The organism is Hominifimenecus sp. rT4P-3, from assembly GCF_051055405.1.
Taxonomy (GTDB): Bacteria; Bacillota; Clostridia; order Lachnospirales; family Lachnospiraceae; genus Pseudolachnospira.
Window position 1 is genome coordinate 1,917,631 of the sequence record NZ_CP167068.1, and the last position, 24,313, is coordinate 1,941,943.

25 protein-coding genes and 1 riboswitch are annotated in these 24,313 nt (G+C 46.8%); of the genes, 1 reads left to right on the plus strand and 24 read right to left on the minus strand.

Annotated features, from left to right (window positions below; all coding sequences use genetic code 11):
* Positions 1–173: 173 nt before the first annotated feature.
* From ACCC71_RS08950 to rlmH, 15 genes are all read right to left on the minus strand, one after another.
* Positions 174–839, minus strand: coding sequence for a SpoIIIAH-like family protein (locus tag ACCC71_RS08950; RefSeq protein WP_434311832.1), 666 nt, complete (start codon positions 837–839; stop codon positions 174–176).
* Between the two features lie 69 nt (positions 840–908).
* On the minus strand, positions 909–1,493 hold the full coding sequence (locus tag ACCC71_RS08955; RefSeq protein WP_434309286.1) for a stage III sporulation protein AG: 585 nt from the start codon (positions 1,491–1,493) through the stop codon (positions 909–911).
* Positions 1,494–1,510: 17 nt separating this feature from the next.
* A complete protein-coding gene (locus ACCC71_RS08960) occupies positions 1,511–2,089 on the minus strand; it encodes a stage III sporulation protein AF (RefSeq protein WP_434309287.1) in 579 nt (192 codons plus the stop codon).
* 2 nt (positions 2,090–2,091) lie between these two features.
* Positions 2,092–3,222: a stage III sporulation protein AE gene (locus tag ACCC71_RS08965; protein WP_434309288.1), complete on the minus strand. Its 1,131-nt coding sequence runs from the start codon at positions 3,220–3,222 to the stop codon at positions 2,092–2,094.
* A 10-nt stretch (positions 3,223–3,232) separates the two neighbouring features.
* Positions 3,233–3,619 carry a SpoIIIAC/SpoIIIAD family protein gene (locus ACCC71_RS08970; protein ID WP_434309289.1) on the minus strand — a complete coding sequence of 129 codons (387 nt, stop codon included), beginning with the start codon at positions 3,617–3,619 and terminating at the stop codon, positions 3,233–3,235.
* A 13-nt stretch (positions 3,620–3,632) separates the two neighbouring features.
* Positions 3,633–3,827, minus strand: coding sequence for a stage III sporulation protein AC (gene spoIIIAC, locus ACCC71_RS08975; RefSeq protein WP_244798505.1), 195 nt, complete (start codon positions 3,825–3,827; stop codon positions 3,633–3,635).
* Between the two features lie 23 nt (positions 3,828–3,850).
* Complete coding sequence (locus ACCC71_RS08980; RefSeq protein ID WP_434309290.1) at positions 3,851–4,366, minus strand: stage III sporulation protein AB; 516 nt, start codon at positions 4,364–4,366, stop codon at positions 3,851–3,853.
* On the minus strand, positions 4,363–5,313 hold the full coding sequence (gene spoIIIAA / locus ACCC71_RS08985) for a stage III sporulation protein AA (RefSeq protein WP_434309291.1): 951 nt from the start codon (positions 5,311–5,313) through the stop codon (positions 4,363–4,365). Before spoIIIAA ends, ACCC71_RS08980 begins: the two co-directional genes overlap by 4 nt.
* A 132-nt stretch (positions 5,314–5,445) precedes the next feature.
* Positions 5,446–6,435 carry a tRNA dihydrouridine synthase gene (locus ACCC71_RS08990; protein WP_434309292.1) on the minus strand — a complete coding sequence of 330 codons (990 nt, stop codon included), beginning with the start codon at positions 6,433–6,435 and terminating at the stop codon, positions 5,446–5,448.
* Positions 6,432–7,112, minus strand: coding sequence for a YkgJ family cysteine cluster protein (locus ACCC71_RS08995; RefSeq protein ID WP_434309293.1), 681 nt, complete (start codon positions 7,110–7,112; stop codon positions 6,432–6,434). The genes ACCC71_RS08990 and ACCC71_RS08995 overlap by 4 nt, the downstream gene beginning before the upstream one ends.
* 113 nt (positions 7,113–7,225) lie before the next feature.
* A complete protein-coding gene (locus tag ACCC71_RS09000; protein WP_434309294.1) occupies positions 7,226–8,116 on the minus strand; it encodes a hypothetical protein in 891 nt (296 codons plus the stop codon).
* 337 nt (positions 8,117–8,453) lie between these two features.
* Positions 8,454–9,158 carry a 3'-5' exonuclease gene (locus ACCC71_RS09005; protein ID WP_434309295.1) on the minus strand — a complete coding sequence of 235 codons (705 nt, stop codon included), beginning with the start codon at positions 9,156–9,158 and terminating at the stop codon, positions 8,454–8,456.
* A gap of 36 nt (positions 9,159–9,194) precedes the next feature.
* On the minus strand, positions 9,195–9,473 hold the full coding sequence (locus tag ACCC71_RS09010) for a hypothetical protein (protein ID WP_434309296.1): 279 nt from the start codon (positions 9,471–9,473) through the stop codon (positions 9,195–9,197).
* Positions 9,474–9,622: 149 nt separating this feature from the next.
* Positions 9,623–9,892, minus strand: coding sequence for a hypothetical protein (locus ACCC71_RS09015; protein ID WP_434311833.1), 270 nt, complete (start codon positions 9,890–9,892; stop codon positions 9,623–9,625).
* A gap of 64 nt (positions 9,893–9,956) precedes the next feature.
* Positions 9,957–10,436, minus strand: coding sequence for a 23S rRNA (pseudouridine(1915)-N(3))-methyltransferase RlmH (gene rlmH, locus ACCC71_RS09020; RefSeq protein ID WP_434309297.1), 480 nt, complete (start codon positions 10,434–10,436; stop codon positions 9,957–9,959).
* A 158-nt stretch (positions 10,437–10,594) separates the two neighbouring features.
* Here rlmH and ACCC71_RS09025 point away from each other — a divergent pair, with 158 nt between their 5' ends.
* Entirely contained in the window at positions 10,595–11,419 is an 825-nt protein-coding gene (locus tag ACCC71_RS09025; RefSeq protein WP_434309298.1) for a hypothetical protein, read from the plus strand.
* 62 nt (positions 11,420–11,481) lie between these two features.
* Here the strand turns inward: ACCC71_RS09025 and ACCC71_RS09030 are convergent, their stop codons facing one another.
* From ACCC71_RS09030 to dprA, 9 genes are all read right to left on the minus strand, one after another.
* Entirely contained in the window at positions 11,482–12,600 is a 1,119-nt protein-coding gene (locus ACCC71_RS09030) for a metallophosphoesterase (protein ID WP_434309299.1), read from the minus strand.
* 235 nt (positions 12,601–12,835) lie between these two features.
* Positions 12,836–13,759 (minus strand): AEC family transporter, encoded by a 924-nt coding sequence (locus ACCC71_RS09035; protein ID WP_434309300.1) that lies wholly within the window; start codon positions 13,757–13,759, stop codon positions 12,836–12,838.
* A complete protein-coding gene (locus ACCC71_RS09040) occupies positions 13,752–14,918 on the minus strand; it encodes an MFS transporter (protein WP_434309301.1) in 1,167 nt (388 codons plus the stop codon). Before ACCC71_RS09040 ends, ACCC71_RS09035 begins: the two co-directional genes overlap by 8 nt.
* A gap of 170 nt (positions 14,919–15,088) precedes the next feature.
* The gene (locus ACCC71_RS09045) at positions 15,089–16,018 is read right to left on the minus strand and encodes an AEC family transporter (protein ID WP_434309302.1); all 930 of its coding nucleotides are present in this window, start codon (positions 16,016–16,018) and stop codon (positions 15,089–15,091) included.
* A 55-nt stretch (positions 16,019–16,073) separates the two neighbouring features.
* A complete protein-coding gene (locus ACCC71_RS09050; protein ID WP_434309303.1) occupies positions 16,074–18,329 on the minus strand; it encodes an ATP-binding cassette domain-containing protein in 2,256 nt (751 codons plus the stop codon).
* 190 nt (positions 18,330–18,519) lie between these two features.
* Entirely contained in the window at positions 18,520–19,296 is a 777-nt protein-coding gene (codY, locus tag ACCC71_RS09055; RefSeq protein WP_434309304.1) for a GTP-sensing pleiotropic transcriptional regulator CodY, read from the minus strand.
* 113 nt (positions 19,297–19,409) lie between these two features.
* On the minus strand, positions 19,410–21,386 hold the full coding sequence (gene topA / locus ACCC71_RS09060; protein ID WP_434309305.1) for a type I DNA topoisomerase: 1,977 nt from the start codon (positions 21,384–21,386) through the stop codon (positions 19,410–19,412).
* 340 nt (positions 21,387–21,726) lie between these two features.
* Complete coding sequence (locus ACCC71_RS09065) at positions 21,727–22,899, minus strand: phosphoribosylaminoimidazolecarboxamide formyltransferase (RefSeq protein WP_434309306.1); 1,173 nt, start codon at positions 22,897–22,899, stop codon at positions 21,727–21,729.
* A 71-nt stretch (positions 22,900–22,970) separates the two neighbouring features.
* A riboswitch (ZMP/ZTP riboswitch) is annotated at positions 22,971–23,049 on the minus strand.
* 201 nt (positions 23,050–23,250) lie between these two features.
* Positions 23,251–24,309, minus strand: a complete 1,059-nt coding sequence (dprA, locus tag ACCC71_RS09070) for a DNA-processing protein DprA (protein ID WP_434309307.1) — start codon at positions 24,307–24,309, stop codon at positions 23,251–23,253.
* Positions 24,310–24,313: the final 4 nt, after the last annotated feature.

Below are 24,313 nucleotides of genomic sequence, written 5' to 3' on the forward strand. Positions count from 1 at the left end.
TATATTTCCATATAATATTTTGTTACACACAATATTATATGTTGTATAATATTATTTGTCAAGTAAAAATTCTCTAGAAAATCCAAAAGAAATTCCAAAGGAATTTCCTATGAAATAAAATAAAAGGCAGAACAGATTCCTCTGTCCTGCCTCCTTTGGGAACATCCATCGTTTTACTCCGCCTGGGTTTCTTCCGGCGCGCCGGTCTCTCCCTGGGTTTCCTCCGTCGCATCAGGTTCCGCGGACACCGGTTCTTTTTGCGTTTCCGCACTGTCCGGCATCAGAGATATCGTAATATTTTCTACGGACATATCCGTCTTTCTCTTTACAATATCTTCCACCTGTGCCCGTTCCGCGTCGCTTAGCTGCGATTTGCCAATCACAACATCCACCGAGCCATCGGTAATGCTAACCACGGAATTCTCAAATCCCTTTGTTTTTAACAGCGTTTCCGCTGCATTTTCTTTTTCCGCAATCGTGGTCATGGATACCATCGTATCAATCGCATCCTGCTTTTGTTCGGAAGAAATGTTCTGATTGTTCACAATCTCCAGCAGAGCTTCTTTGTTCTTTGCACGAACCTGCTCTTTGTTCAGCGTTACCTCAGACATAAATTCCATGACATTGTTTCCGCTGGTAAACACTGCCTCGCCTGGCTCTGACGGTGAATTCTCCGAAGGCTGATTCTCTCCGTTTCCTGCGTTCTCATCAGCAGCTGCCCCGGCGGCTTGGTTTTCTCTCATGATGTCTTCTTCTGAAATGTCCGTAAGACCTGCCATGTTCGCCGATGCTGGCTCCTCCTTACTTATGTAATTTAGGTACCCGGCTACCGCGATCATGACGGCCAGCAGAGTGAGGACAATTTGGTTCTTTTTGAATACCCGTTTCACTGCATACGCTCCTTTCGCTCATGAACCCCTCTTTAATACTCTAATCTTATGTACCTCAATCGGAAATAATGCTTGCACAGCCTCAGTGATTTCCGTTTTTACCGTTGCTTTTTCCGCACCTTCGGCCAACACCAACACCCCCTCCACCTCCGGCACGCGTTCTTGCACTACATAAGGACTTCCGTTCCCTCCGGAACCGCCGACAAGAAGCGTGTCTGAGGCAGAAGAATGTTCGGTCTGACTGCGCATGCCGCCATTGCTGTCGGCTTCCTCTACTTGCTTATCCGTGCGGGAAATATTCTCCTGAAGCACCTTTTCTCCTCCGTCTTTTAACGTCACCATCACTTGTACCTCTCCCGCTCCATCTACCTGGGATAAAATTCTAGTCAGCCTCCTCTCCAGCTGTTCTTCATAAGAAAGTCTTGTGGCGCTTTCACTGGAAGGCTGGTTTTCTACCGGTGTTTCTTCCTTTTTTCCAGTCGGCCAGGAGATCACTACCAATAAGAGCCCCGAGGCTAAGAGCAGCATCAGTTTTTCCATACGCCCCCATTCCTTAAAAGATTTCCCAGGCCTTTTGTTTTTCCACATTTCTAGGAAATTCATCGCTCTTTCTCCTTTCTCTATCCCCGTAGGCTCAGATGAATCTCTTCCGGCTTCATACCAAGTTCTTTTCCCAATTTCTCTGCCAAATCAGAAAGGGCGTTATCGTTTCTTCTTTGCTCCTCTCCAATTACAACTGGCTCTATCCAAATCTCATCCCGTTCCCCCTCCTTTCTCACAAGCACAGCCGTCAAAGAATCAATCTGGCCAAATTCTTCCGCCTCCGGATCTAAATTGATATCTGCGGCAAAAGAAGCAATCTGATATCCTTCCTCTTTTACAATCTCCTCCACCTTACTCTGTAAAATCGCTTCATATTCCCCGGAAATCCCTTGCTCTCTGGCCGCCTCCACTTGAGATAAAGCAGCCTCCACCTCCCCCGCAGGCTGTATCCCCCCAAAGGAATCTATGGCTTCCAAAAGCCGTTGTTCCAGTCCTCCGGCTGAAAGCAGGGGCGAAAGAATAAGGAGCACTAAAATCAACCCGGAAAAGAAACGCAGATACTTACGGTAGCGTTTATGCGGTAGAATCTGAAACAACAATTCACTAAAAATCAGATAAACCGCCAGATTTTTTACCCATCTTAAAATATCTGCCATAACTACCCCGCATAATAATTGGCATTGGAGGCCGCGCATACAATCGCCACCGTCACCATAAAAAGAATCAATGTGTACAGCACCAGTTTTAAAAGCATCTTGGTCCCGCTGGCCACCGCGCTGATACAAGCTACAATCCGCTTGTCCGCCGCCGGCTGCACGATAGCCGCCGCCCCCTGATACATCAAGGTAATCACTCCCAGTTTCAATAATGGCATCAGGCAAAGAATCACAAGAAAAATCAATGCCGCCGTTCCAATTCCATTTTTAATCAAAGCTCCGCTCCCCAAAAGGACCTGTCCCACGGCATCCGCTCCATTTCCAATCCATGGAATCGCGGAAACCGCTTTTCGGACTGCAGATGATTTTACCGAATCTACCAAAGGCAGGACCAGGCCCTGTACCAGATTCAAGCCAATAATTAATCCCAAAAGAGATTTTGTTCCCCAGTCCACCACAACTTTCATTAAATCCGTCAGCTTTGATAAAAAGTCCTCTCGCGATAGAGAATTCACCAAAAGAAGCGTCACATAGATCTCAATAATTGGTACCAGGAATGTCAAAAATAACCACTGAACGCCACCGATGGCAAGGAGCGTCAGCTCGTAAAATCCGAGGGAGGTAATCGTACCTCCGGCATAAGCCACCGCCATAAAAAACACCGGTACCAATAAAGACAAAAAGCTCAAAAGTACCTGAAGCACGCGGGTGCAGATGGAAAGGCTGGCTCCAAACGCAGAAAATAACAGCGCCGCTAACAACAAGTAGCTGACATAAAATCCAGTCTCTCCCACAGAGTTTTCCGAAAATGCCCCGGCAAAATAAGTAAGCAACGACCCAAAAAGCGCTATCAGAATCGCCTGGCGTACGGCGTTCTTATTGGAAGCCAATTCGGAAAAGGCAGCCTGCTTCGCTAAAATTCCCATCTGAGATAAGGCGCCGGAAAAATCCCCTTCAAGAACCCGGTCTAACATGTCGCCAAAACTACTGCTCTCTGCCCCCATCTCCTGTTCCAGATACGCTTCAATCTGGGACAGATCATAATCCTCCGGCTCTGTTCCCGCTCCATAGACCGGTACAGACACAAAAATCAGTAAAAACAACAGAATCGCCAGCAATATGAACCGCTTCATAAGCATGTCCTCAGGAAAGGAAGGTATCCAGCACATCGAGAAGAGCCAAAAGAATCGGCATACTGATCGCTAGTACCGTTAACTTTCCAAAAATCTCAATCTGAACCGCCACCGCCTGATAACCTGCGTCCCGGCAAATGTTCCCGGCAAACTCCGCGACATAGGTTACTCCGATGATTTTAAGCAACGTTGTCACATAGACCTCGTTTATGGTCAAATATTCCTGTATCCGCCCAATCAAGTCCAAAATACCGCTTACCTTGCCCAGACAATAGAAAAAAATTAAAAGCGTCCCGGCCAGGGAGAGCAGCATACTGTATTCTGGCTTCAACGCTTTCAAAGGAATCGCCGCCAGCACAATCAGCATCCCCAGCAGAGCCACCGTCATGATTTCCAAAAGTGCTTCCTCCTCACAATGCAAATAAGTCCCGTATCGTCTGGAACAGATCATAAATATAGGGAATCAGCCAGTAAAGCACCAAAAGGAGGCCCGCCATGCTGGTGAGAAAAGCATGTTCTTCCCGTCCGCTATGTTTTAGTACCTGGCATAAAACCGAGACCAAAATTCCCACCGCGGCAATTTTAAAAATCAAATTGATGTCCATATTTTCTACCTCTTCCTCACCTCTTACCAGAGAATTAATACCAGGGCAATTCCCGCACAAACTCCCAGGCATCGAGAAATCCTTCTTTTCCCTGGCAATTCTTCTCTCAGATTTTCTATCTGCCGTTCCCATCGCTCTTCAAAATGTTCCAACGTATTTAACTGCATGGTCAAATCCAGGTATCCCAGTTCTTTCCCCAATGCCGTAAGCTCTTTCCGGTCCCCCGCCGTAAGACTGCAGTTTTTCGGGAGCCCGTCCACTGCCTCCGCCCAGAGTTCCCGCATTCCGCTTCCTGACATTCGCTCCATCCGAACAGCCAGGCCCTGTAAAAATTCTTTCCAGGGAGAAGACAGCCGCTCCGCCACTTGGCAAAATGCTTGTGGGAATGGGATATAGGAACAACGAAGTTCCCCCCGAAGCAGCTGAAGCATCTGTTCCACTTGCTCCATTGCCGCAATCCGATCCGCTAATTCTTGTCCGGCGAAAAATCCCATCAACGTACAAGCGAAAAAAATCAGAAACAGTCCGATTCCTTTCATCGCCGTCCCTCCCCGAGCCGCCGCCCGCCCTCATCGAGCGCTTCCCAGAAAACATCCCCTTCTTTTTTGGCTGAAAGAATCAGATATCGCTCAAAAATTCCTTCTTCCACCAGATGACAAAGCACAGGCTTTCTCCGAAGATCCTCCAACGAATTTCCATGCACCGTGGCCAAAATTCCACAGCCGCAATGCAGTCCATAGGACAACGCTTCCAAATCTGCCTGCGTTCCCACTTCATCTACCGCAATAATCCGCGGCGACATCGTTCGAAGAAGCATCAAAATGCCCGCCGCCTTCGGACAGCCATCCAGCACATCCGTATGCTTTCCCAGATCATTTTGAGGGATTCCGCTGGAACAGGCTCCCAGCTCCGACCGCTCGTCCACTACTCCTACCGTCTGGGGCGGATGGACTCCTCCATCGGAAATCTGACGGATGATATCGCGTAAAAGAGTCGTCTTTCCCAGCCGGGGCGGAGAAACAATCAACGTATGGCAGAACCTGTCCCCTTTCCAAAGATAGGGCAATACTCCATCGGCACAGCCTGGAACCTGACGGGCCAAACGAACGTTTAAAAAGGAGATGTATTTCAGCCCTCGAATCTCTCCGCCTGAAACAACGGCTTTTCCCGCCAATCCGACCCGGTGTCCCCCCGGTATGGTGATAAATCCCTGCCGAAGTTCTTCCTCAAAAGCGTAGAGAGAATAATGGCTGACAAACTCCAACGTCTCTCGGATGTCCGCCGCCGTTACCACATAAGCCTCCCGCCAGTTCCCGGAGATACGGCCTGAAGACGTCAAATACTCTTCCCCTCGTCCCCGGCAGATACATAGAGGTTGTCCTGTCCTCAAGCGGATTTCCTCAAAATGCAAAAAATCCGCGGCGCTCCTCTCCAGGATGCTGCGGATTTTTCTCCCAAAAATACAGATCAATTCCTCTTTTTTCATATTCCCGCGCTCCCTTACCCTCAATATATGAGTAGGAGCGCGAAATATTCCATTCACTTGTCCACGAAATCAAAACTTGTCCTGATAAAATTTTTTCTTTATAAAATTCAGGAATCAAAAGATCTCTGAATCTTAATAGAAAGAATGCAGCGGAAAATCCCCACAAGCAAAGGGAAGTTCCTCAGAAAAGGACAGTTCTTTTGTTTCAAACAGTACACGCACAGCCGCCTCATAGGAAGACAGTTGTTCCGCCTTGCGGATCGCCTTCTGACATTTGGCGCTGTCTGAAAAGAGGGCCCCCAAATAAAACCAAAGTTCCTTCATCTTAAATAAAACGCTTCTGTCGCCAAAAAGCTGCGACCGGTATCCCTCAAAAAGCAGATCGTGAAAATTCCTCAGCGTCTGCTTTGTAAAAACTTCATGTCCAGACGCCATTTCCACCAAACCAGGGTTCGCCAACAGCCCCCGTCCGAGCATAACGGCAGAGATACTAGAAAAATGGTCTTTTAAGCATTCGATATCTTGAATCCGAAATAAGTCCCCGTTATAACAAATGGGATTTTTGCTCTTTTCCACCGCCTCCTGCAAACATTCCATATGTACTGGCTTCCGGTAGAAGTCTTTCTGCACCCGCGGATGCACAATCAGTTCTTCCAATGGAAATCGGTTAAAGATCTCTAGGAGCCTGGAAAACTCCTCCGGCGTCTCCAGCCCCACCCTCGTTTTTATGGAGATCCTCAAATCCGTACCGGAAAAGATTTGATCGAGGAAAGCCTCCAGCCTCTCCGGCTGCGCCAGAAACCCTGCTCCCTTGCCTTTGGAAACAACCGTGGCAGAAGGACATCCCAGGTTCAAATTGATCTCTTGATACCCCAGATCCGAAAGTTTATCGGCAGCCCAGAGAAAAGCCTCCGCCCGATTGGTCAGAAGCTGTGGAACCAACAAAATCCCTGCATTATTTTCAGGCAGAATGTCTCGTTCTTCCCTGGTGTGAAACTTCCGGCTTTGATTGGGCGATAAAAAAGGGGTAAAATATTTGTCGATATGGGGAAAAAAGGTATGGTGCGCATTCCGAAAAAGATAGCCGGTAATGCCCTCCATCGGTGCAAAATAATATCTCAATTGTCCTCTTTCCTCCCTATCCCCAAATCCTGACGCGCTTTCTGCACGCGAGCGTCAAATTCTTGATAAAAATCGCCTGCTCCATAGGGAGTGGCATAAAATCGGTTCAGCAGTTCCAAATTCCACTGACGGAGAGCCGCCTCATCCTCACAGCGTTCCGCCATTTGTTCCAGATCCATCAAAAAGGAATGCCAGGTTAGAATAAAAGTTTCATAACCTTTATAATCCGGCACGTCCAACCATTTCCAAGCCTTGATCTTTGCCCGATCGTTCTTCCTGCACTCATGAATCTGTAAAAAGTAGCGGAACGAATTCCCCTCATAATATCTTCCCAAGGGAAACAGACGGCAGAATCCCGGACGAAACGAGTGAATGCTGCAGCGTCCCGCCTCGCTCAGGAACACGCACTGCTCCTTTTCTCCGTCCATCCGCAAATTCGGCTGAATCAGACCGTCTACCACGTGAAGCTCAATGGCATCGTCCAAGAGTTCCGCAAAGCTTTTCCCAAGATGAACGGATAGCCGATGCAAATCAAGGGGGTCCAAAAGAATCGAATCCCCCATCCCCTGGCAGCAGGCAGAGCACCCTTGGCAATCCCGACAGTCCGCCCGCACCAGATCATTTGGTCCATATAGCCTTCCATCGGAAATTTCTTCCAGACAAACCTCCCGCTTCATCCCTCTCCTCCTCAAAATCTGTCGTATTTTTCAAATCCAGCTCCATAGGCAGAACAACGAATTTCGCAAAGCGAAATTCTCCGCCTGCGGCAGGGCAGCAACGCTGTCAACAACTAGGACTCATACAGGTTCCCGTCCATCTCAAAGCTGGCGCGTCTTTCCGTAAAATCTAAAAGAGTCTTTCCGTCTTTGATAAATTGATAATGCACCTGACAAGCTAAATTTTCATAGATAACCCGTCTCATCATCCCTTGTCTCGGCGCGCACAAAGCCTGAGGGCTGTTTTCCATACATTCCGCGGAAAACAAAGCGTTTCCCTGACGAATGATGAGCTTCTTGGCGTCGGCATAAATAACCCGCGCTCCCAGGTAAGTACCCAAGCGGTATTCTTTTCCCTTGATCCAGATCACACCGATGCACCCGATAAAAGATTTCTTTCCCACCGGAATCTTTGCTGCCGAAGCCATGATCGAAAGATTTTTATCCAGATATTGGGTCCAAAGATACGCTTCTGGAAAAGAATCCCCTCGATCCCCTTCCACGTATCCCGTCCCATTGCGGAACACATATTCTCTGCCGTTTAACGACAGTCTGCCGTCTACCCGATGGGTCAGACTAAAAACCTGGTGTCTGCATGGCAAACCTGGCGCAAACTGAAACGGGCCCATAATATCCCATTTTAGCGGGGTCAAAGAACTGTAGGTCAGTTTTCCTTCCAACCAAATTCCATTTTCCCTTAGCTGAAATTGGCACCCTTTCTCCGTGCATTCCACTCCGTCCATACGGGCGTAAAAGCTCTTCCTTCCACGGTGGAATTCCGCATTCGAAAAACGCAGTCTCCAGGATTTCTTTTCTGTAATCATTTGAAGAAACGCCGTTTTCTTCCCATCCGCACCCTGGTGAAACGATGGAATAAAAGCAATCGACTGATCTTCATTCTGGTGTTTCAAGTACCAGCCCTCAAAATAGGGCCGATTTTCGCTTTTTCTTAAAAAGTCAGACATCTTAATTCCCTTTCCGACCACAGGAATCAAGCGTTCTTTTCTACCGAGCTTCTCCGATTGCTTTTCCTGGGGCCTGGATTCTTAATTCCAGTATCCCCAATTATCCGTGAAATATTTTCCACGTTTCCGCGCCATCGCTCATCTGTCTGCTGAGGTATCCGCACTTTTTTGCGCCTTCTGCCCTCCTGCTTTTCTCCCGCTTCTTTGGCAATAAGGAACGTATCGCTTGTGTTCCTTATGATAAGCGATACATTCTTCACATTTTCCATGCCGGGGACAATCAATTCTTTTACAGCCGCATTCGATCTGGCGCTCTTTCATATCATGCTTCCTTTCTTCAAAGATTCTCCCCGGATAAAAATGCTCCGATTAAGCGAGAGGCCTCCGCCCTTGTAAGCTGCTCCATTTCCCAGGTTTGCTCCCGGCCTCGTTCTTTCGCCAAACGCTCCAACAATTTCCGTTGCTTTTGTGTGGCAGGCAGACTTTTCTGCGATCTGGCGACCAATACCGAAGGCTGAAATATCTGCGGTTCCCGCTCTTCATAATAGTGAGCTAAGGTCTGATATAATTTTGCCGTCGCCAAAGCGTCGTGATAGGCACGATGAGCCGCCGGATTTTTGATCTGATAGTATTCACATAAAACGCCCAAGCTCCGTGAGGGAAGATCTTTATGTACCACCCGTGCGATTTTCAGCGTATCAATCCCCTGTTTTTCAAAGGAATGTCCCAAATTTTCCGCATTTTTCTTGATGAAGCTATAGTCAAATAGAATATTATGGCCAATCAGCACATCTTCTCCGCAAAACTGTAAAAAATCCGGGATTACTTGTTCCCGGCTCCTTGCAGAATCTACCATCTCGTTGCTGATACCCGTCAGCCTGGTAATAGACGCTGGGATGGAGAATCGAGGCTTGATAAATTCAATAAACCGCTCGCATACCTTTCCCTCGCGCACTTTTAAGGCGCCAATCTCAATGACTTCGTTTTCTGCCGGGCTGAGACCAGTGGTTTCTATATCAAAAGCAACATAGGATCGCAGCATGTTTCCTAACCGCTCCCTTTCTTTTCTCTTTGTGTTTTATAGTCCGGCAAAAAATAACTCGTAGAAGTCGTCTTCCCCTTCCAGTAACGGAGAATTTTCCCCGCCGCCATTGGTGCTCCGCCGGATTGCCGCGTAAAATTCTTCCCCTGCCTCGATCAATTCCATCTCATAGATCGGAACTCCAAGAGCCTGAGAGGCCTGGCAAAATGCCTCTAAAGGATCCTGCGCACTTCGTGTGTCAAATAACATATTTCGGATTTTTTCATCTTTTCTTGCTCTTCTTTGCAGTTCTTCCAAGCGTTCCGCGACATTCATATTTTTGATTATTCCCTTCGTATTGATTTTCATTACAGCGGATTATTTATAGTTCCCCGAAAAAGTTTTACTCATATGCTATATGAACATGGATTGGTTCAATGGGTTTATTTTCATTCGTCCAAAAATATATCCAGTATTCCCCCATTCTAAAGATTTGAGGCATTTTCAAATCCTCCTTCCTGAGAAAACTCAAGAATCAAATGGGCTATTGATTTTATGATTTCTTCATATCGCTTTATATCGCTTTCGGAAAAATGATAAATATCTTCCCATATATATCCGGGTAACCAACATGTAGCATGTCGAAATCCATACTTTTCATCTGGCTTTTCAATATATACTTTTACAGTACCGCCATCATTCATATCCGAATGAACAATTTCTGTTTCGTCATCCAATGTCATAAGTGGATACATCACGATTTGTGTCCTCCTTGAAATTTTAAAACTCTCCTCTTTCTGCGCTTATATACCAGCTCATTCATTTATGATAGGGTTCCCCTTTCATAATCCGGTATCCCCGGTAAATCTGTTCTAATAAGATGACTCGCATCAACTGATGAGGAAAGGTCATCGGAGAAAAACTCAGCCGAAAATCCGCCCGCCGCATCACTTCTTCCGACAGCCCAAGAGACCCCCCAATGACAAATTGTATCCGGCTGGTCCCAGAGATGCCCAAAGCATCCATTTTCTCTGAAAACGCTTCCGAAGACAGCGGCTTTCCATCAATGGCTAGTACGATTACATAAGCGTCTGGGCGAAAAAAACGAAGCAGCCGTTCCCCTTCCATCCGTTTAATCCGCTGATACTCCGCTTCGCTTCCGTGATCCGGCGTCTTCTCATCGGCTACTTCATGGATCTCCAATTGACAATAACGGCTGAGACGTTTGCTGTATTCCTCCACAGCCGCAGTATAAAATTTTTCCTTTATTTTTCCCACACAGATGATATCGATCTTCATGGTGTACCGCCTTTGTTTTGCTTCCTTAGGTCATACTATACCATACTTTTGAAAAATTTTATAGAATAGAAATAGAGTTTTTAAGCCCGCTGTCTTGAGTTTCTCCCTCTCATGAAGTATAATAAATTTACATATCAAGTTACACAAAGGAGTTATTTATGCCGTACTGGGAAGTATTGGGACGGACTGCGGTTACCCAAGGCACACTGGAAACTGCGGACAAGATAACCCAATTCCTCACCTATTCGGGAGTGGACGCCGCAATTTCTTTTGATGAAGAACGTTCCGTTTACATTGTATCTGTACCGCAAAAGCAGGCGGAACTTGCTGAAAAACTAATTCACCATTACGAAGAAATGAAACAGACGCCGGAACGGGAAGCAGAATCTGCGCCGCCGGAAAGTTTTCTAAGCCGCTCGCCCGTGTTTGTCCAGGCTGAGGATCGCTGTAAAAATACAACCCATTCTGCTTACGCTTTTTTAACCGCCGGTTCTTTTGTCTTTCTGCTGGCGCTGATTCGTTGCGTGATGGTATTCCTGAAATATCGGCAGGATTCCACGGAAGCCTGTCTACTGGATCTGGGAATGGGAACCGTTTTTATGAGTTTTGGCGTCTATACCCTACACAAAGCCAATGAACTCCGCGAAAAAATCAAAGAGGAAAACGAATTTTTAACAGAAGCCATCGAATGGTTTGTCAGTACTTATTCTGCATCTCAGCTGGACGAGACCATCCAGGCTGCATTCGAAGTGAAAGCATGGCTCCCCTATGAAGAAAATTATTTTCTGCGGCGAAGCCTGATTCGCTCTTATATCGTCCGGGAATACGATAAAATCGATCCTTCCTGCGCCGATTACCTGACAGATGAAATCTACGTCAGCATTTTTGAAAAGCCAAAGCTGGGCCAGAAACCGGACAGAGCAAAAGAAGCGCCTGTCCCTCCCCGCTCCCTGCTTCGAAATCGAAAAATGGCAAAATCTTGATATCACACTGCAAATTGTAACCGGGAATACAAGGGCTTATTCTTTCATTCCCGGTTCTTTGTTTACTTATCTACCTGCCTGATATCAATCATCACATATTCGGCGGCGCCTTCAGTTTTCATTGGAAATCCCCATCCGGCAATCCCAGTAGAGACGATCGCCTGAAAATCGCCGATTTTCCTTTGTCCTGCATTGATTTCATTGATTCCTAAGAATTCATTGATCAAACCCAAAGGCCAAATTTGTCCCCCATGAGTATGACCCGACAACAATAAATCATACCCCAACGCGGCATTCTGTTCCAACTCTAACGGCTGATGATCCACCAGCAGAATAAATCTCTCGGTATCCAGGCCCTGCATCAGTTCCCATGCGCTCGACCTGCTCTCCCCGGAAAGAGGCCGAGAAACATCATCGCGTCCAACCAACAATAAATCCGTTCCGATTGGATAAACCTCATCCGCTAAGATTTGAATTCCTCCTGCCTCAATCGCTTCTCGCAGCTGGCTGGTGGTGTAATTCGGATCCGGCCGATAAAAAGATTTATCATGATTGCCATACACATAAAAAATCCCATATTTACTGTCAATGGAGCCCAAAATCTGAAATGCCTCCCGCATTTCGTCCAAGGTTGTATTTTCATCTACCAGATCTCCGCCCAGCACAACAAAGTCCGGCTCCTCTGTCCCAATCCGCTCACATACTTCCCTTAATTTGCTTCCATCTATGCTCATCCCAAAATGCAGATCTGTAATCAGAGCAACACGGTAGTCCTGGACATCTTTTTTCGTCTCTACCGTATAACGAGTCTCTACAATATGAGCCATATTCCAATAACCATACCCGACCAGCAAAATCGTAATTACCACCGGCACAAGGCCGCTTAAGTGAACAGTTTCCCACTTTGGCCGTCGCCCGCCAATTCGGCGGATCAGAAGATTTAACAAATCCATGCAGATTGACACGCAAGCCAGATAGATCACAGCGATCATCCCCGGCCCCCATGAACAAGCGGCAAAAATAACCAAGCCAAGAGCCACCACAGCAGCAATGCCCTTTGTCTTCTCCTCACGCATTCCCCAGAACATCAGGGAACGGCGCAGAGAACGGTATAAATAAATTCCTACGGGAATTACGATAAAAACTAAAACCGCGATTTGCATGATATGCCATAAACTCATTTTCTTCTCCTACAATACTTTCATCGACCCGGCACGTTATTGTCAAAGAAAGTTACCTCTTCATTTTTTGCACCTTATTATACCATTTTGAGCCGGTTCCAAGTCAACCGCATTTCACTGACCGCCAGTAAATTTTCTCTTAACGAACCCTTAATTTTTGCGAAAGGACGACGAATTTCCTATAGAATAAAAAAGCCGGCTTGACCAAACCGGCTTTTACGTTGTCCTCTCATAGTTACATACCCAGACCCATCATAAAAATCAACGCGACAATAATCACTCCGCTAATCACAAAAGAACAAGATGTGATAAAACTGGCCAATCCTACGTCCCCTTTTGTCTGCTCCGTATAAACCGCCGCCATACTAGGTACCGGCGCAAAAACACAAAGAGTAAGAATCTGCCGCGTCTGCAAATCTAAGGGAAGCAAATAATAAAAAATCAAAGCTAAGATAATGACACATCCATATCTTTTTGCTAAAACCGAAATAGCGGTATTCCGATAAGCAGCGTCAAACCGAACCTCAAACATCATCCCGATCATAAACATGGAAAGAAAGCCATTGGCCGCGCCGGTAGGCTTCACCACGACCGATACCCACTCCGGGATTGAAATCTGGCACACTGCCAAAATCAGCATCAGCATGTAAACCACAAGCGGTGTTGAATGAAACAGCCGCTTAATCACGCCAGAGAGTCCCATTTTCTTTCCTTCCAACTTCAAAACGCTGCTGCCAAACACATAGGTCCCACCTGTACTCATCATCGAATTTCCCATGTCAAAAAGCGTCTGAAGCGCTACGCCGGAATCCCCGACAAATTGCTGGATAAAAGGCAGCATAAAATTTCCCAAATTAAAGCCCGACCCACAGAGCAATTCCAGCATTCGCTCCTTTTTCTCCCGCTTCCGATTCAGGCAAAGCGTAAGGAAAGCCATCCCCCAATTTGCCAGAAAACCGCACAAAGTCAGGCCAAGCATCGAAAGGTGCATCTCAAAGTTCGCAAAAGATTGAATGACCGCACAGGGCAACGTGATATTCATAATAATCTTTACCACCACCCGGTAATCTTCCGGTCCAAAAAAACGCGCTCGTTTCAGCACATATCCTAAGAACATTGGAAAGAGCAGCGATAAAAGTCGAAACGCAACATTAGCCATGGATTCGCTCCTTCTTTCTCTCCAGCCATGATAGACTCACCGCCGCCAAAAGTACCGATACTGCGGACAACACGGCAAAAAACAGATAGGCCGTCCGATAGCTGCTGGATGAAGCGATATTCCCAACCAAGACTGGACCAATCGTCATACCAATGCCGTAGAGCGCCTGAAATAATCCCATAGCAGTCGACTGATTCTCCTGGGGTACATAGCGGATGGCCAATGCCGCCAGCACAGAAAACAGCAGCAAATTCCCGATTCCGCAGATCAGCTGAGCCAAAAACAGCACCCAAATATTCGGTGCAAAGGCTTCCAGCGCACAGGAAACAGACAGAAAGGCAAACCCCATCATAACCGATTTGGTCGTACCAATCCTCTTTACCAAAACACGCCCTACCCATCCGGCAGCAAGAACCTGAATCACCGTAAACAGAGACGTGTTGATTCCGATCTGCAGCTTCGTCGCTCCCAGACTTTCCGCAATGGTCGACGTAAAAGAAAATACCGTACCGTGAAGCACCATCTGCATCAAGATCGCAAAAAAGGAAGGTACGAGCACCGCAGGATTTTTAAAAACTCCTACAATATGGGAAATCTGCATGGGTTCTCGGCGGATAGGGATCGCCTTTAACTGAAAAGCGAAAAAAATCGCAATCAAGCCAGTCAAAAAACTCATCACAAGCGGAACCCGATACCCCCAGAAATTCGCCGTTATTGTACCCAGAACAAATGCAAGCAACTTTCCTCCATTGTTAAAGATGGAAATATTGGCCATGGCCTGCACGCCCTCTTCCGCCTGATAATAAGCCGAATATAAAACGGTAAAAGAAATCCACGTAGAAGCGGCAATGCCAGCCAAAAAACGGCAGAAAATGACAAACCACATGCTCTTGGCAAAAATCAGCCCAAAAGAAGAAACCGTTGTAAATACCGTTCCCATTACCACAACCGCCTTATATTTTCCAGAAACATCTGTAAAAATTCCAAGGGGAATCCGAATGATCATCTGCGTAAATCCATAGGTGCCAACCATGACGCCGATGGCGGTCACAGAAAACCCCAGCATATTCAAATAAGGGGTAAAATAGGGAACATGGCAATACTCCGACGCCCAGAAAAACAAAATCACAATGCCCAACAACTGTCTCGATCTTTTCATAACTCTCTTCTCTCACAAAATCTAGTTCCAAAAATCTGGCTTTCCGCTGACAAATGTATCGCTTTGCCAACAGAAAAACCCTATGCTTTTTCGTCACTTTTTATCGTAGCATAGCGATTTCGCTTCGTCTAATGTTCTTTCCACATATAATCTCACTATTTTTTTCATATTTATAACAACAGAAGCATCAAAGGAATCGTCACGATGCAAAGCAGACTGGACAGAAAAATCATCCTTCCGGCCATCTCACTATTCCCATCATAAGACTCAGCCAAGATTAAAACTACCGAAGGCGCCGGCATAGCCAAAATCACAAGAACCACACCGGGGATGAAGCTCCCCTCTCCAAAGGGCATCAGACGCATCAAAAGCCAAGCAACCAAGGGCATGGCAATCAACCGCAGGAAGGTTGCCGTAAACGCATCCTTTCCCCGGAACAAATCCCCGATTTTCCCCTTTGCAAGGCTTAATCCAATTAAAAACATGGAAAGCGGCGTGGTTACACCACCAAAATGGTTGATCACCGACATAACCGGAGCAGGGAGAGAGATCTGAGTTAAGAAAAAGAAAAGTCCTAAAACAATACTGATATTGATATTGCTAATCAAAATCTTCTTCCATTGGATCGAGCCTTTTCGATCTGAATCCAGACAGATCATCTTTATTCCTAAACTAAATACCAAGACATTGAAGGATAAGTTCATAATACAGGCCAAAAAAAGCCCTTCTTCCCCCAATAAGGCTAGAACGATTGGAAATCCCATAAAACCAGTATTGGAAAACGTTGACGTAAGCATCCAAACGCCGCGGTTTCCCTCCGCCACCCGAAATGGCTTTACAAGCAAAGCAGAAAGCAAGGCGCTCAAGAGAAAGAAGAAAAATCCCAACCCCAAAATAATCCCGGCGTCCTTCAAAAGCTTTGGCTCGTAGCTTCGAATAAAGGAGGCAAAAATCGTTGCCGGCAGCGTGATTTTCATCAACAGACTGGATAAATCCTTCGACGCATCCTGGGAAACCACCCGAAAACGGCCAGCCACATAGCCAACCCCAATTAAAGCAAATAAAATCAGCAAATTCGTCCAAACAATCCCATAGTCCATCTCTTCCCTCTCCCTTCCGGACCACAAAGGTCCACCCAAAATGAAAGTTTCTCTCCTAACGAATGTTCAAACTAGCCTGCAAAAATTTCCGCGTCACCGACCGCTCTTCGCCCAGCATCTCCTGGGGAGTCCCGGCAAAAAGAAGATCTCCGCCTTCCATGCCGCCGCCCGGCCCTAATTCCACAATATAGTCGGCGTCCTTCATCACATCCAGGCTGTGCTCAATCAAATATAACGTATTTCCTTCATCCACCATCCGATTAAACAAAATCATCAGCTTTCGAACATCATCCAAATGCAAACCGTCAGTCGGCTCATCTAGGACAAAAACCGCGCTCTTTCGATAAAGCTGGCTGGCTAGCTTTAATCGCTGCAGCTCGCCGCCGGACAAGGTGGTCATCGCCTGATTCAGATGCAGATAGCCAAGCCCCACCTGCTCAAGGGAAATCAACTGCGGCAGAAAATCTTCGCCCGCGAAAAATTCCATCGCTTCTTCCACCGTCAAATCCATTACCTCCGCAATATTTTTCCCCTGGTACTGATATTGCAGGACCTCTTTTGCATAGCGAGAGCCATGGCAGACATCGCAGACGGTTTCAATGGAATCCATAAAAGACATATCGGATACAATCACCCCTTTCCCTCCGCAGGCCGGACAGGCCCCTTTGGAATTAAAGGAAAAGAGCATGTTGCTGACTCCATTTGCTTTGGCAAAAAGCTTTCGAATCGCATCGGAGATGTCCAGGTAAGTAGCGGGAGTGGAACGCAGGTTGATTCCTATATTCTTTTGTCCGATGAAAATCACTTCTTCACCGCAATGGGAACAAAAATGTTCCATCAGAGAACTTTTTCCTGAACCGGCCACACCGGCAATCACGGTCAATACCCCTCTTGGCAGATCTACCGTCAAATCGCGCAGGTTGTGCAGATTGGCATGCTCCATATGGTAAAAACCTTTTGGTTTTCGTACTTCTCTTTTTAATTCTCCGCAGTGATGCAGCATCCGTCCTGTGATGGTGTCCGCATTTTTCAGCCCCTCATAATCCCCTTCATACATAATCGTCCCCCCATGGCTTCCCGCCATAGGTCCCATATCCACGATGTGATCCGCCATCGCAATAATTTCCCGATGATGCTCTACGATCAACACTGTATTCCCATGATCGCGGAGACGGCGCAGAGAGACTTTCAAACGGTCAATATCCTGAGGATGCAGGCCAACGCTGGGCTCGTCCAGCACATAGACCATATCAGTCAGGGCGGAATTGATATATTTTGCAATTTTTATGCGCTGAGCTTCGCCTCCCGATAGGGTCCCCGTGCCACGGCTTAAAGAAAGGTAGCCAAGCCCGATCGCCTGAAGGGCCCCCAAACGCTTTAAAAGTTCCCTGCGGATATCCTGCGCCAAAGGCTCCTCAACGCCTCGTACAAACTCGATGGCATCCGGAATTGGCATGTCTACAACTTCCGCGATATTTTTTCCATGAATCTTGCAGCTTCTCACCCGTTCATTGACACGAGAACCGCCGCACTCCGGGCAAATAAAGCTGGACACCATGGTATCTAAAACTTTTTGCTGGCGTTTCCCCTCTTTGGTGGTGATAATACTCCGGTACATCCGCGGATAGAGCCCTTCGAACTTTGCCGACTTTGGCCAGTTGGAAGGAGGATTTTTCAGTCTGACTTGAGGAGAATAAAGGAACAAATCCAATTCTTCCTTACTGTAATCCTTGATCTTTTTATCTAAATCAAACAAACCGCTGTAGGCATAACGTTTCCAGCGCCAGGCGCCCGTTGTAAAGGTCGGGAAATGAATGACATCTTCATCGTTTAAACATTTATTAAAATCTACTAATTTGTGGATATCCAGATCCGTCACTACCCCCAATCCGTCGCAGCGGGGACATTTGCCAGCGGGATGATTAAAAGAAAAGCTATCGGAGTAGCCGACAAAGGGTTCCCCCACCCGCGAAAATAGCAACCGCAGCAGCGAATAAATGTCCGTGTAGGTTCCTACTGTAGAGCGGGTATTTGCCGCTGGCTTTTTCTGATCAATCACAATCGTCACCGGAAGATTTTCAATCCGCTCTACCTCTGGCCGTCCATATTTTGGCAAATACTGCTGCACAAAACTGGGAAAGGTCTCGTTTAGCTCCCGGCGGGACTCCGCCGCGATCGTATCCAGACAGAGCGAAGATTTACCGGAACCGGATACTCCGGTAAACACCGTTATTTGCTTCTTCGGAATTTTCAGAGATACATTTTTCAGATTATTTTCTGTAGCTCCAAAAATTCGGATATATTCAGGCATGTCTGCCACCTCCCAACCATAAATTCCACAAAATTAATCAAGCCATTTTAGCAGTAGCATATCACAGTTCCTTAAAATCCGCAATGAAATGGGGGCAGAATTTCCAGAGAGGTCTTTTGCCCCCCGAATCCTATAGAATAAAAAAAAACCGCTGAAAATCACCTTTTCATGCGGTCTTTTTTTATTCCACTTATTTCTGCTCTTTTAAAGCGTTCAGCTCATCAATGATCAGTTCATTTTGAATCTTGATGTATGTTCCCTTCATACCGGAAGAACGGGATTCGATTACGCCTGCGCTTTCCAGCTTTCTCAGTGCGTTTACGATAACGGAACGGGTAATACCTACGCGGTCTGCCACCTTGCTGGCAACCAAGATTCCCTCGCTTCCCTTCATCTCTTCAAAAATATGCTGTACCGCATCCAGTTCACTGGCCGACAGCGTACTGATCGCAGATTTTACAATCTGCAGCTTCCGGATTTCTTCTGCGCTTTCCTCATTCAAAGAACGCAGCATTTCCAGTCCAACGACCGCATTTCCATACTCTGCCAAGATGATGTCGTCAATCTCATAGGGCGCGGTCTTTTTGTAGACAAATAACGTCCCCAAACGCTCGCCCGCAATATCAATCGGAGTTACGATAACATGATATGCCTTGGCCTCTTCCCCCTCAAACCCTAAGGTTTCCAGGTGAACATTCTCTTTCGTTGACAAAATGTTCAACAGTCTCTCATTCAACTGTTCATCAATAAACTGTCCAATCTGTACTTCATTCCACCGCTTATCATTTTCATCTGTAAGATATTCACCGAGGCCGAGTATCTTGCCTTTTTTACTGATGACGAGGATGTTCGATTCCAACGCATCGCTCAGTACATGGCAGATATCATTAAAAACGAAAACTTTGGATGTGTTGTTGTGGAGCAGTTTGTTGATTTTTCTCGTTTTATCGAGTAGTTGTACGCTCATTTTCTGCCTCCTATCCAAAAATTCAACAATACAAATACATCCTACACCATCCCCTTACTTTTTGCAAGAGTTTTTTCTCAATTTAATATTTTCTTTAGAATCAAAATACGTTTTTAATTTTTGTCTGATTTGTTAACAGTAGGCTTCTGCCAAGTCATATAATCACATTCCGGATTTTTCTCACAGCCATAATAGCGGCGTCCTTTTTTTGTTTTTCGAACCACAAGTTCTGCTCCACATTTCGGACAGGGAACTCCGATCTTTTCCAGATAAGGCTTTGTATTTTTGCAGTCCGGAAATCCAGGGCATGCTAAAAATTTTCCGTGAGGTCCATATTTTATCACCATATTTCGTCCGCAATGTTCGCAGACAACATCTGTTTCCTCGTCTGCAATTTGAATTTTTTCCAATTCCACCTCTGCCACATCCACATCATGCTTTAGGGTGGGATAAAATCCGGCGACTACATTCCTCCAGCTTTCGCCTCCCTCTGCAACCTGGTCTAGGAGACTTTCCATCCGTGCGGTAAATCCCTCGTCCACAATACTAGAAAACGACCCCTTCATAATACCGTTGACGACTTCTCCCAGTTCCGTTACATAAAGATTTTTATTTTCCTTCGTGACATAACGGCGGGCCAGCAAAGTTGTAATCGTCGGCGCATAGGTACTTGGCCGTCCAATTCCACACTCTTCCATTGCCCGCACCAGGCTCGCTTCCGTATAATGGGCCGGAGGCTGGGTAAAGTGTTGCTTCGGCTCAAAATCTTGGAAAGAAAGCTTCGATTCCTTCGTCAGCTTCTGCACAAGGCTGTGCTTTTCCAGTTTTTCCTCTTCCCCGTCATAGACCAAAAGAAAACCGTCGAAAGTCTGAATATTCGCCGACGCGGAAAAGGGGTGTTCTCCGGAACGGATTTTAATCGTCGTATTTTCATAGCGGGCTTCCTGCATCCGGCTGGCGGCAAACCGCCGCCAAATCAGCTGATACAGCCGGAACTGATCTCGACTCAAAGAATCCTTCAGGCTGGCCGGCGTCCGGGAAATGTCCGTAGGACGGATTGCCTCGTGGGCATCCTGAATCTTTCCTTTTTGCTTTCCAGCTATAACTCCTGCCGCCACATAGTCTTTTCCATAATTCGCTTCAATATAAGCTCTTGCCGCAGCGTCCGCTTCCTCCGCAATACGAGTAGAATCCGTACGCAGATAAGTGATAATACCTACCGTTCCGCTGCCTTTTATATCAATGCCCTCATAAAGCTGCTGTGCAATCCGCATCGTTTTCTGTGTCGAGAAATTTAATGTCTTGGCTGCTTCCTGCTGTAATGTACTAGTGGTAAAGGGAAGCGGAGCCTTTTTGGAGCGGGCGGATTTCTTGATTTCAGAAATAATAAATTCCTCGTCTCCAGCCTCGTCCATCAGCTGCTTGACGTCTTCCTCTGTCGCCAGAGCTCGTTTCCCGCTATAGCGTGCCTCCAGAGGATGTTTTTCTCCGGAAATCCCCAGCAAGACGTCCAGGGTCCAATACTCTTCCGGAACAAAGGCATTGATCACATCTTCTCTATCGCAAACCATGGATAAAGCCGCCGACTGAACACGTCCGGCAGAGAGACCACGCTTTACTTTTTTCCAAAGAAGCGGGCTGATACTATAGCCTACCATTCGGTCCAGCATTCTCCGTGTCTGCTGGGCATTTACCAAATTTAAATCCAGTTCCCGCGGCGATTTCAGAGAAGCTTTCACCGCATTCTTTGTAATTTCGTTGAAACTAATACGGCGTACGTTTTTTTGATCCAGCTTTAAGGCTTCCTGCAGATGCCAGGCGATGGCTTCTCCCTCCCGGTCCGGGTCAGTCGCCAGATAAATTTTATCTGCTTTTTTGGCCTTTTTTCTCAGCTTCGCCAATACGTCGCCCTTCCCACGGATGGTTATATATCTGGGTTCATAATCATTTTCCACGTCGATTCCCAATTGACTTTTCGGCAGATCTCTGACATGACCGCCGGAAGCCTCCACCTCGTAGCTGGAACCCAGAAATTTTTTGATCGTTTTCACCTTCGCCGGTGATTCCACAATGATTAAGTTCTGTGCCACGCGTTCTACTCCTTATTGCCGTTATAATTTCTTCTATAAATAATAGTACCTTATATCATAATACCTTCAATTGCCAAAGACACACCGCTAAGATAACACATATGCCCTTGGCAACGGAAGGTACCGCCTCTTGACATGAAACGAGACCACTATACAACATTTTTTCCGGAAAAGCAAGTCTAATCCTCCTCTTTTCAAAAATCTTTTTCTCGCAAAAACGCAGTCAAAGTCGAAAGTTTTTCGCTCATCTGTATGCACGCTCATGCATACAAGCCAAAAACATCTCTTTTGACTGCGTCTTTTTTACGCGGAGAATTTCGCGAAGCGAAATTCTTTATTCTTAATGGTGGAACAGGCGGATGCCAGTAAACGCCATGGCAATTCCGTACTTATCACAGGCCTCAATCACATTATCATCCCGAATGGAGCCGCCCGCCTGCGCTACATAGCATACGCCGCTGCGAACTGCCCGCTCAATATTATCGCCAAAGGGGAAGAAGGCATCGGAGCCTAAAGAAACTCCGGTCATCTGCTTCAGCCATTCCTTCTTTTCTTCTGCGGTAAAAGGCTCCGGCTGTTCGGTAAATACCTGCTGCCAAGCACCGTCTCTCAACACATCCTCAGAAAAATCGGAGACATATACATCGATGGCATTGTCCCGATCCGGGCGTCTGATATCCGGACGGAAAGGCAGATTCAACACCTTCGGGCTCTGACGAAGGAACCAAACGTCCGCTTTATTTCCCGCAAGACGGGTACAATGTACGCGAGACTGCTGACCTGCTCCGATGCCAATGGCCTGTCCATCTTTTGCATAGCAAACCGAGTTGGACTGCGTATACTTTAAAGTGATCAGGGAAATCAGCAAATCACGAACCGCTGATTCCGGAATATCCTGATTTTTCGTGGGGATATTTTTCAAAACTTCTTCATTTAGCTGAATGGTGTTTCGATTCTGTTCCAGGGTGATTCCAAAAATCTCTCTGGTCTCGATCTCCGCCGGCACATATTCCGGATCCATCGCCATAACCAGGTAATTTCCTTTTCTCTTCTTTTTCAGAATCTCTAAAGCCTCTGGGGAATAGGACGGAGCAATCACACCGTCGGATACCTCTCTGGCAAGATAAGCTGCCGTCTGTGCATCGCACTCATCTGAAAGAGCGGCAAAATCACCATAGGAAGACATCCGGTCTGCGCCTCTTGCGCGAATGTATGCCGTCGCCATAGGCGTCAGCTCCACGCCTTCTACAAAATAAACCTTCTGTAAAGTCTCATCCAGCGGAACCGCCACAGCCGCTCCGGCAGGGCTCACATGCTTAAAAGATGCCGCAGCCGGAAGTCCCGTCGCTGCTTTCAGCTCCCGTACCAGCTGCCAACTGTTAAAGGCATCCATCAAATTGATGTAGCCCGGTCTTCCATTCAGAATGGTAATCGGCAGTTCTCCGTCCTTCTGATAAATCCGCGCCGGTTTCTGGTTCGGATTGCAGCCATACTTCAATTCCATTTCTTTCATCGCAATTGCCTCCTTACATTGATTCGGATAGAAAAATTTCCTATGCCACAGAAAAGAGCCCACAGTCCCGGACTCCTTGCCCAGACGGTCGGCTCTTTTCTGCTGCACTCCATGTGGTCATTTCCACTTCCGTCAGTTGTACAGCTCAAATTCAACATATCATATTTGTTATAGGTTGTCAAGAATTTCCCGCTTTTTCCACTTTTTTCTCTAAAACACCCTAAAATAGTTCAGGAATCAAAAGAGGACGGGCGCTCTGGCATATCAGAATATTTTGTACTTGCTCCGAAACCCTACAAAATATTCTGATATGCCAGAGCACCGTCCCCTTTTCATTTCTAAATCCGGCAATCAGACTCTCCTGTATTGATTCCCTCCCACCTGACGTATGATTCCCTTTAACTCCAGACGAAGCAAAATCAAAAGAATTGCGCGGATCTCCCAACCGGTTTCCTGGCAAATTTGTTCCAGATGCTTTGGCTCAAAACTTAAACAATCCCATACTTCCTTTTCATCTGGCGGTAACTCCACTCCCTTCTTCTGATCTTTTGTTCCTGTTTCCAGTCCCAGGGCCTGAAGCACATCCTCTGGTTCTGTGACAATCCCCGCTCCCTGGCGAATCAAACGGTTGCATCCCTCACTGGAAAGTTCCGCCAACCGCCCTGGAATTGCCAATACGTCCTTTCCCTGTTCCAGGGCCCAGTCCGCCGTGATGAGAGAACCGCTTTTTTTCCTGGCCTCCACCACCAGCACTAAGTCGGAAAGGCCGCTGATGATTCGATTTCGCAGGGGAAAATGATATGGAAGCGGCCTCGCTCCCATTGGGTATTCGGAAAGAATTCCTCCGCAAATCGAAAGTTCTTCATAAAGCTGCCTGTGGCATGCTGGATAACAGACGTCAACCCCTGTTCCCAATACCGCGCAGGTATATCCTCCTGCTCTTCTAGCTCCCTTCTGGGCGCTTGCATCCACGCCAAGAGCCATGCCGCTAATCACCGATACCCCTTGTTCTGCCAGGAAACGCCCGAAAAATTCCGCCTGTGCTCTTCCGTAGGCAGTACATTTTCTGGCGCCCACCACGGCGACCGCCGGTCCCGGCGGAGGGAGCGTCCCTTTTAAAAAGAGAAAATATGGGGAATCCGGAATTTCTCGAAGCCGAGCGGGGAATTCCTCCTCTTCCACTGTGAGGAAACGAATCCCCTGCCGCTCCCACCCTGCCGACTCTTCCATAAATTTTCCCATTTCCTTCTTTTTTTGTTCTGCCTCTTCTTGCTGCATTTGAGATATTGGCAACTTTTTTGCTGCAAAAATTGCTTCTGGACTCCCCATTTCTTCCAACAGCCGATGGATCGTACGGTTCCCCCAGGAAGATAAACCGCTCATCCAATACCAAATTTCTTTTCTTGTCATATAC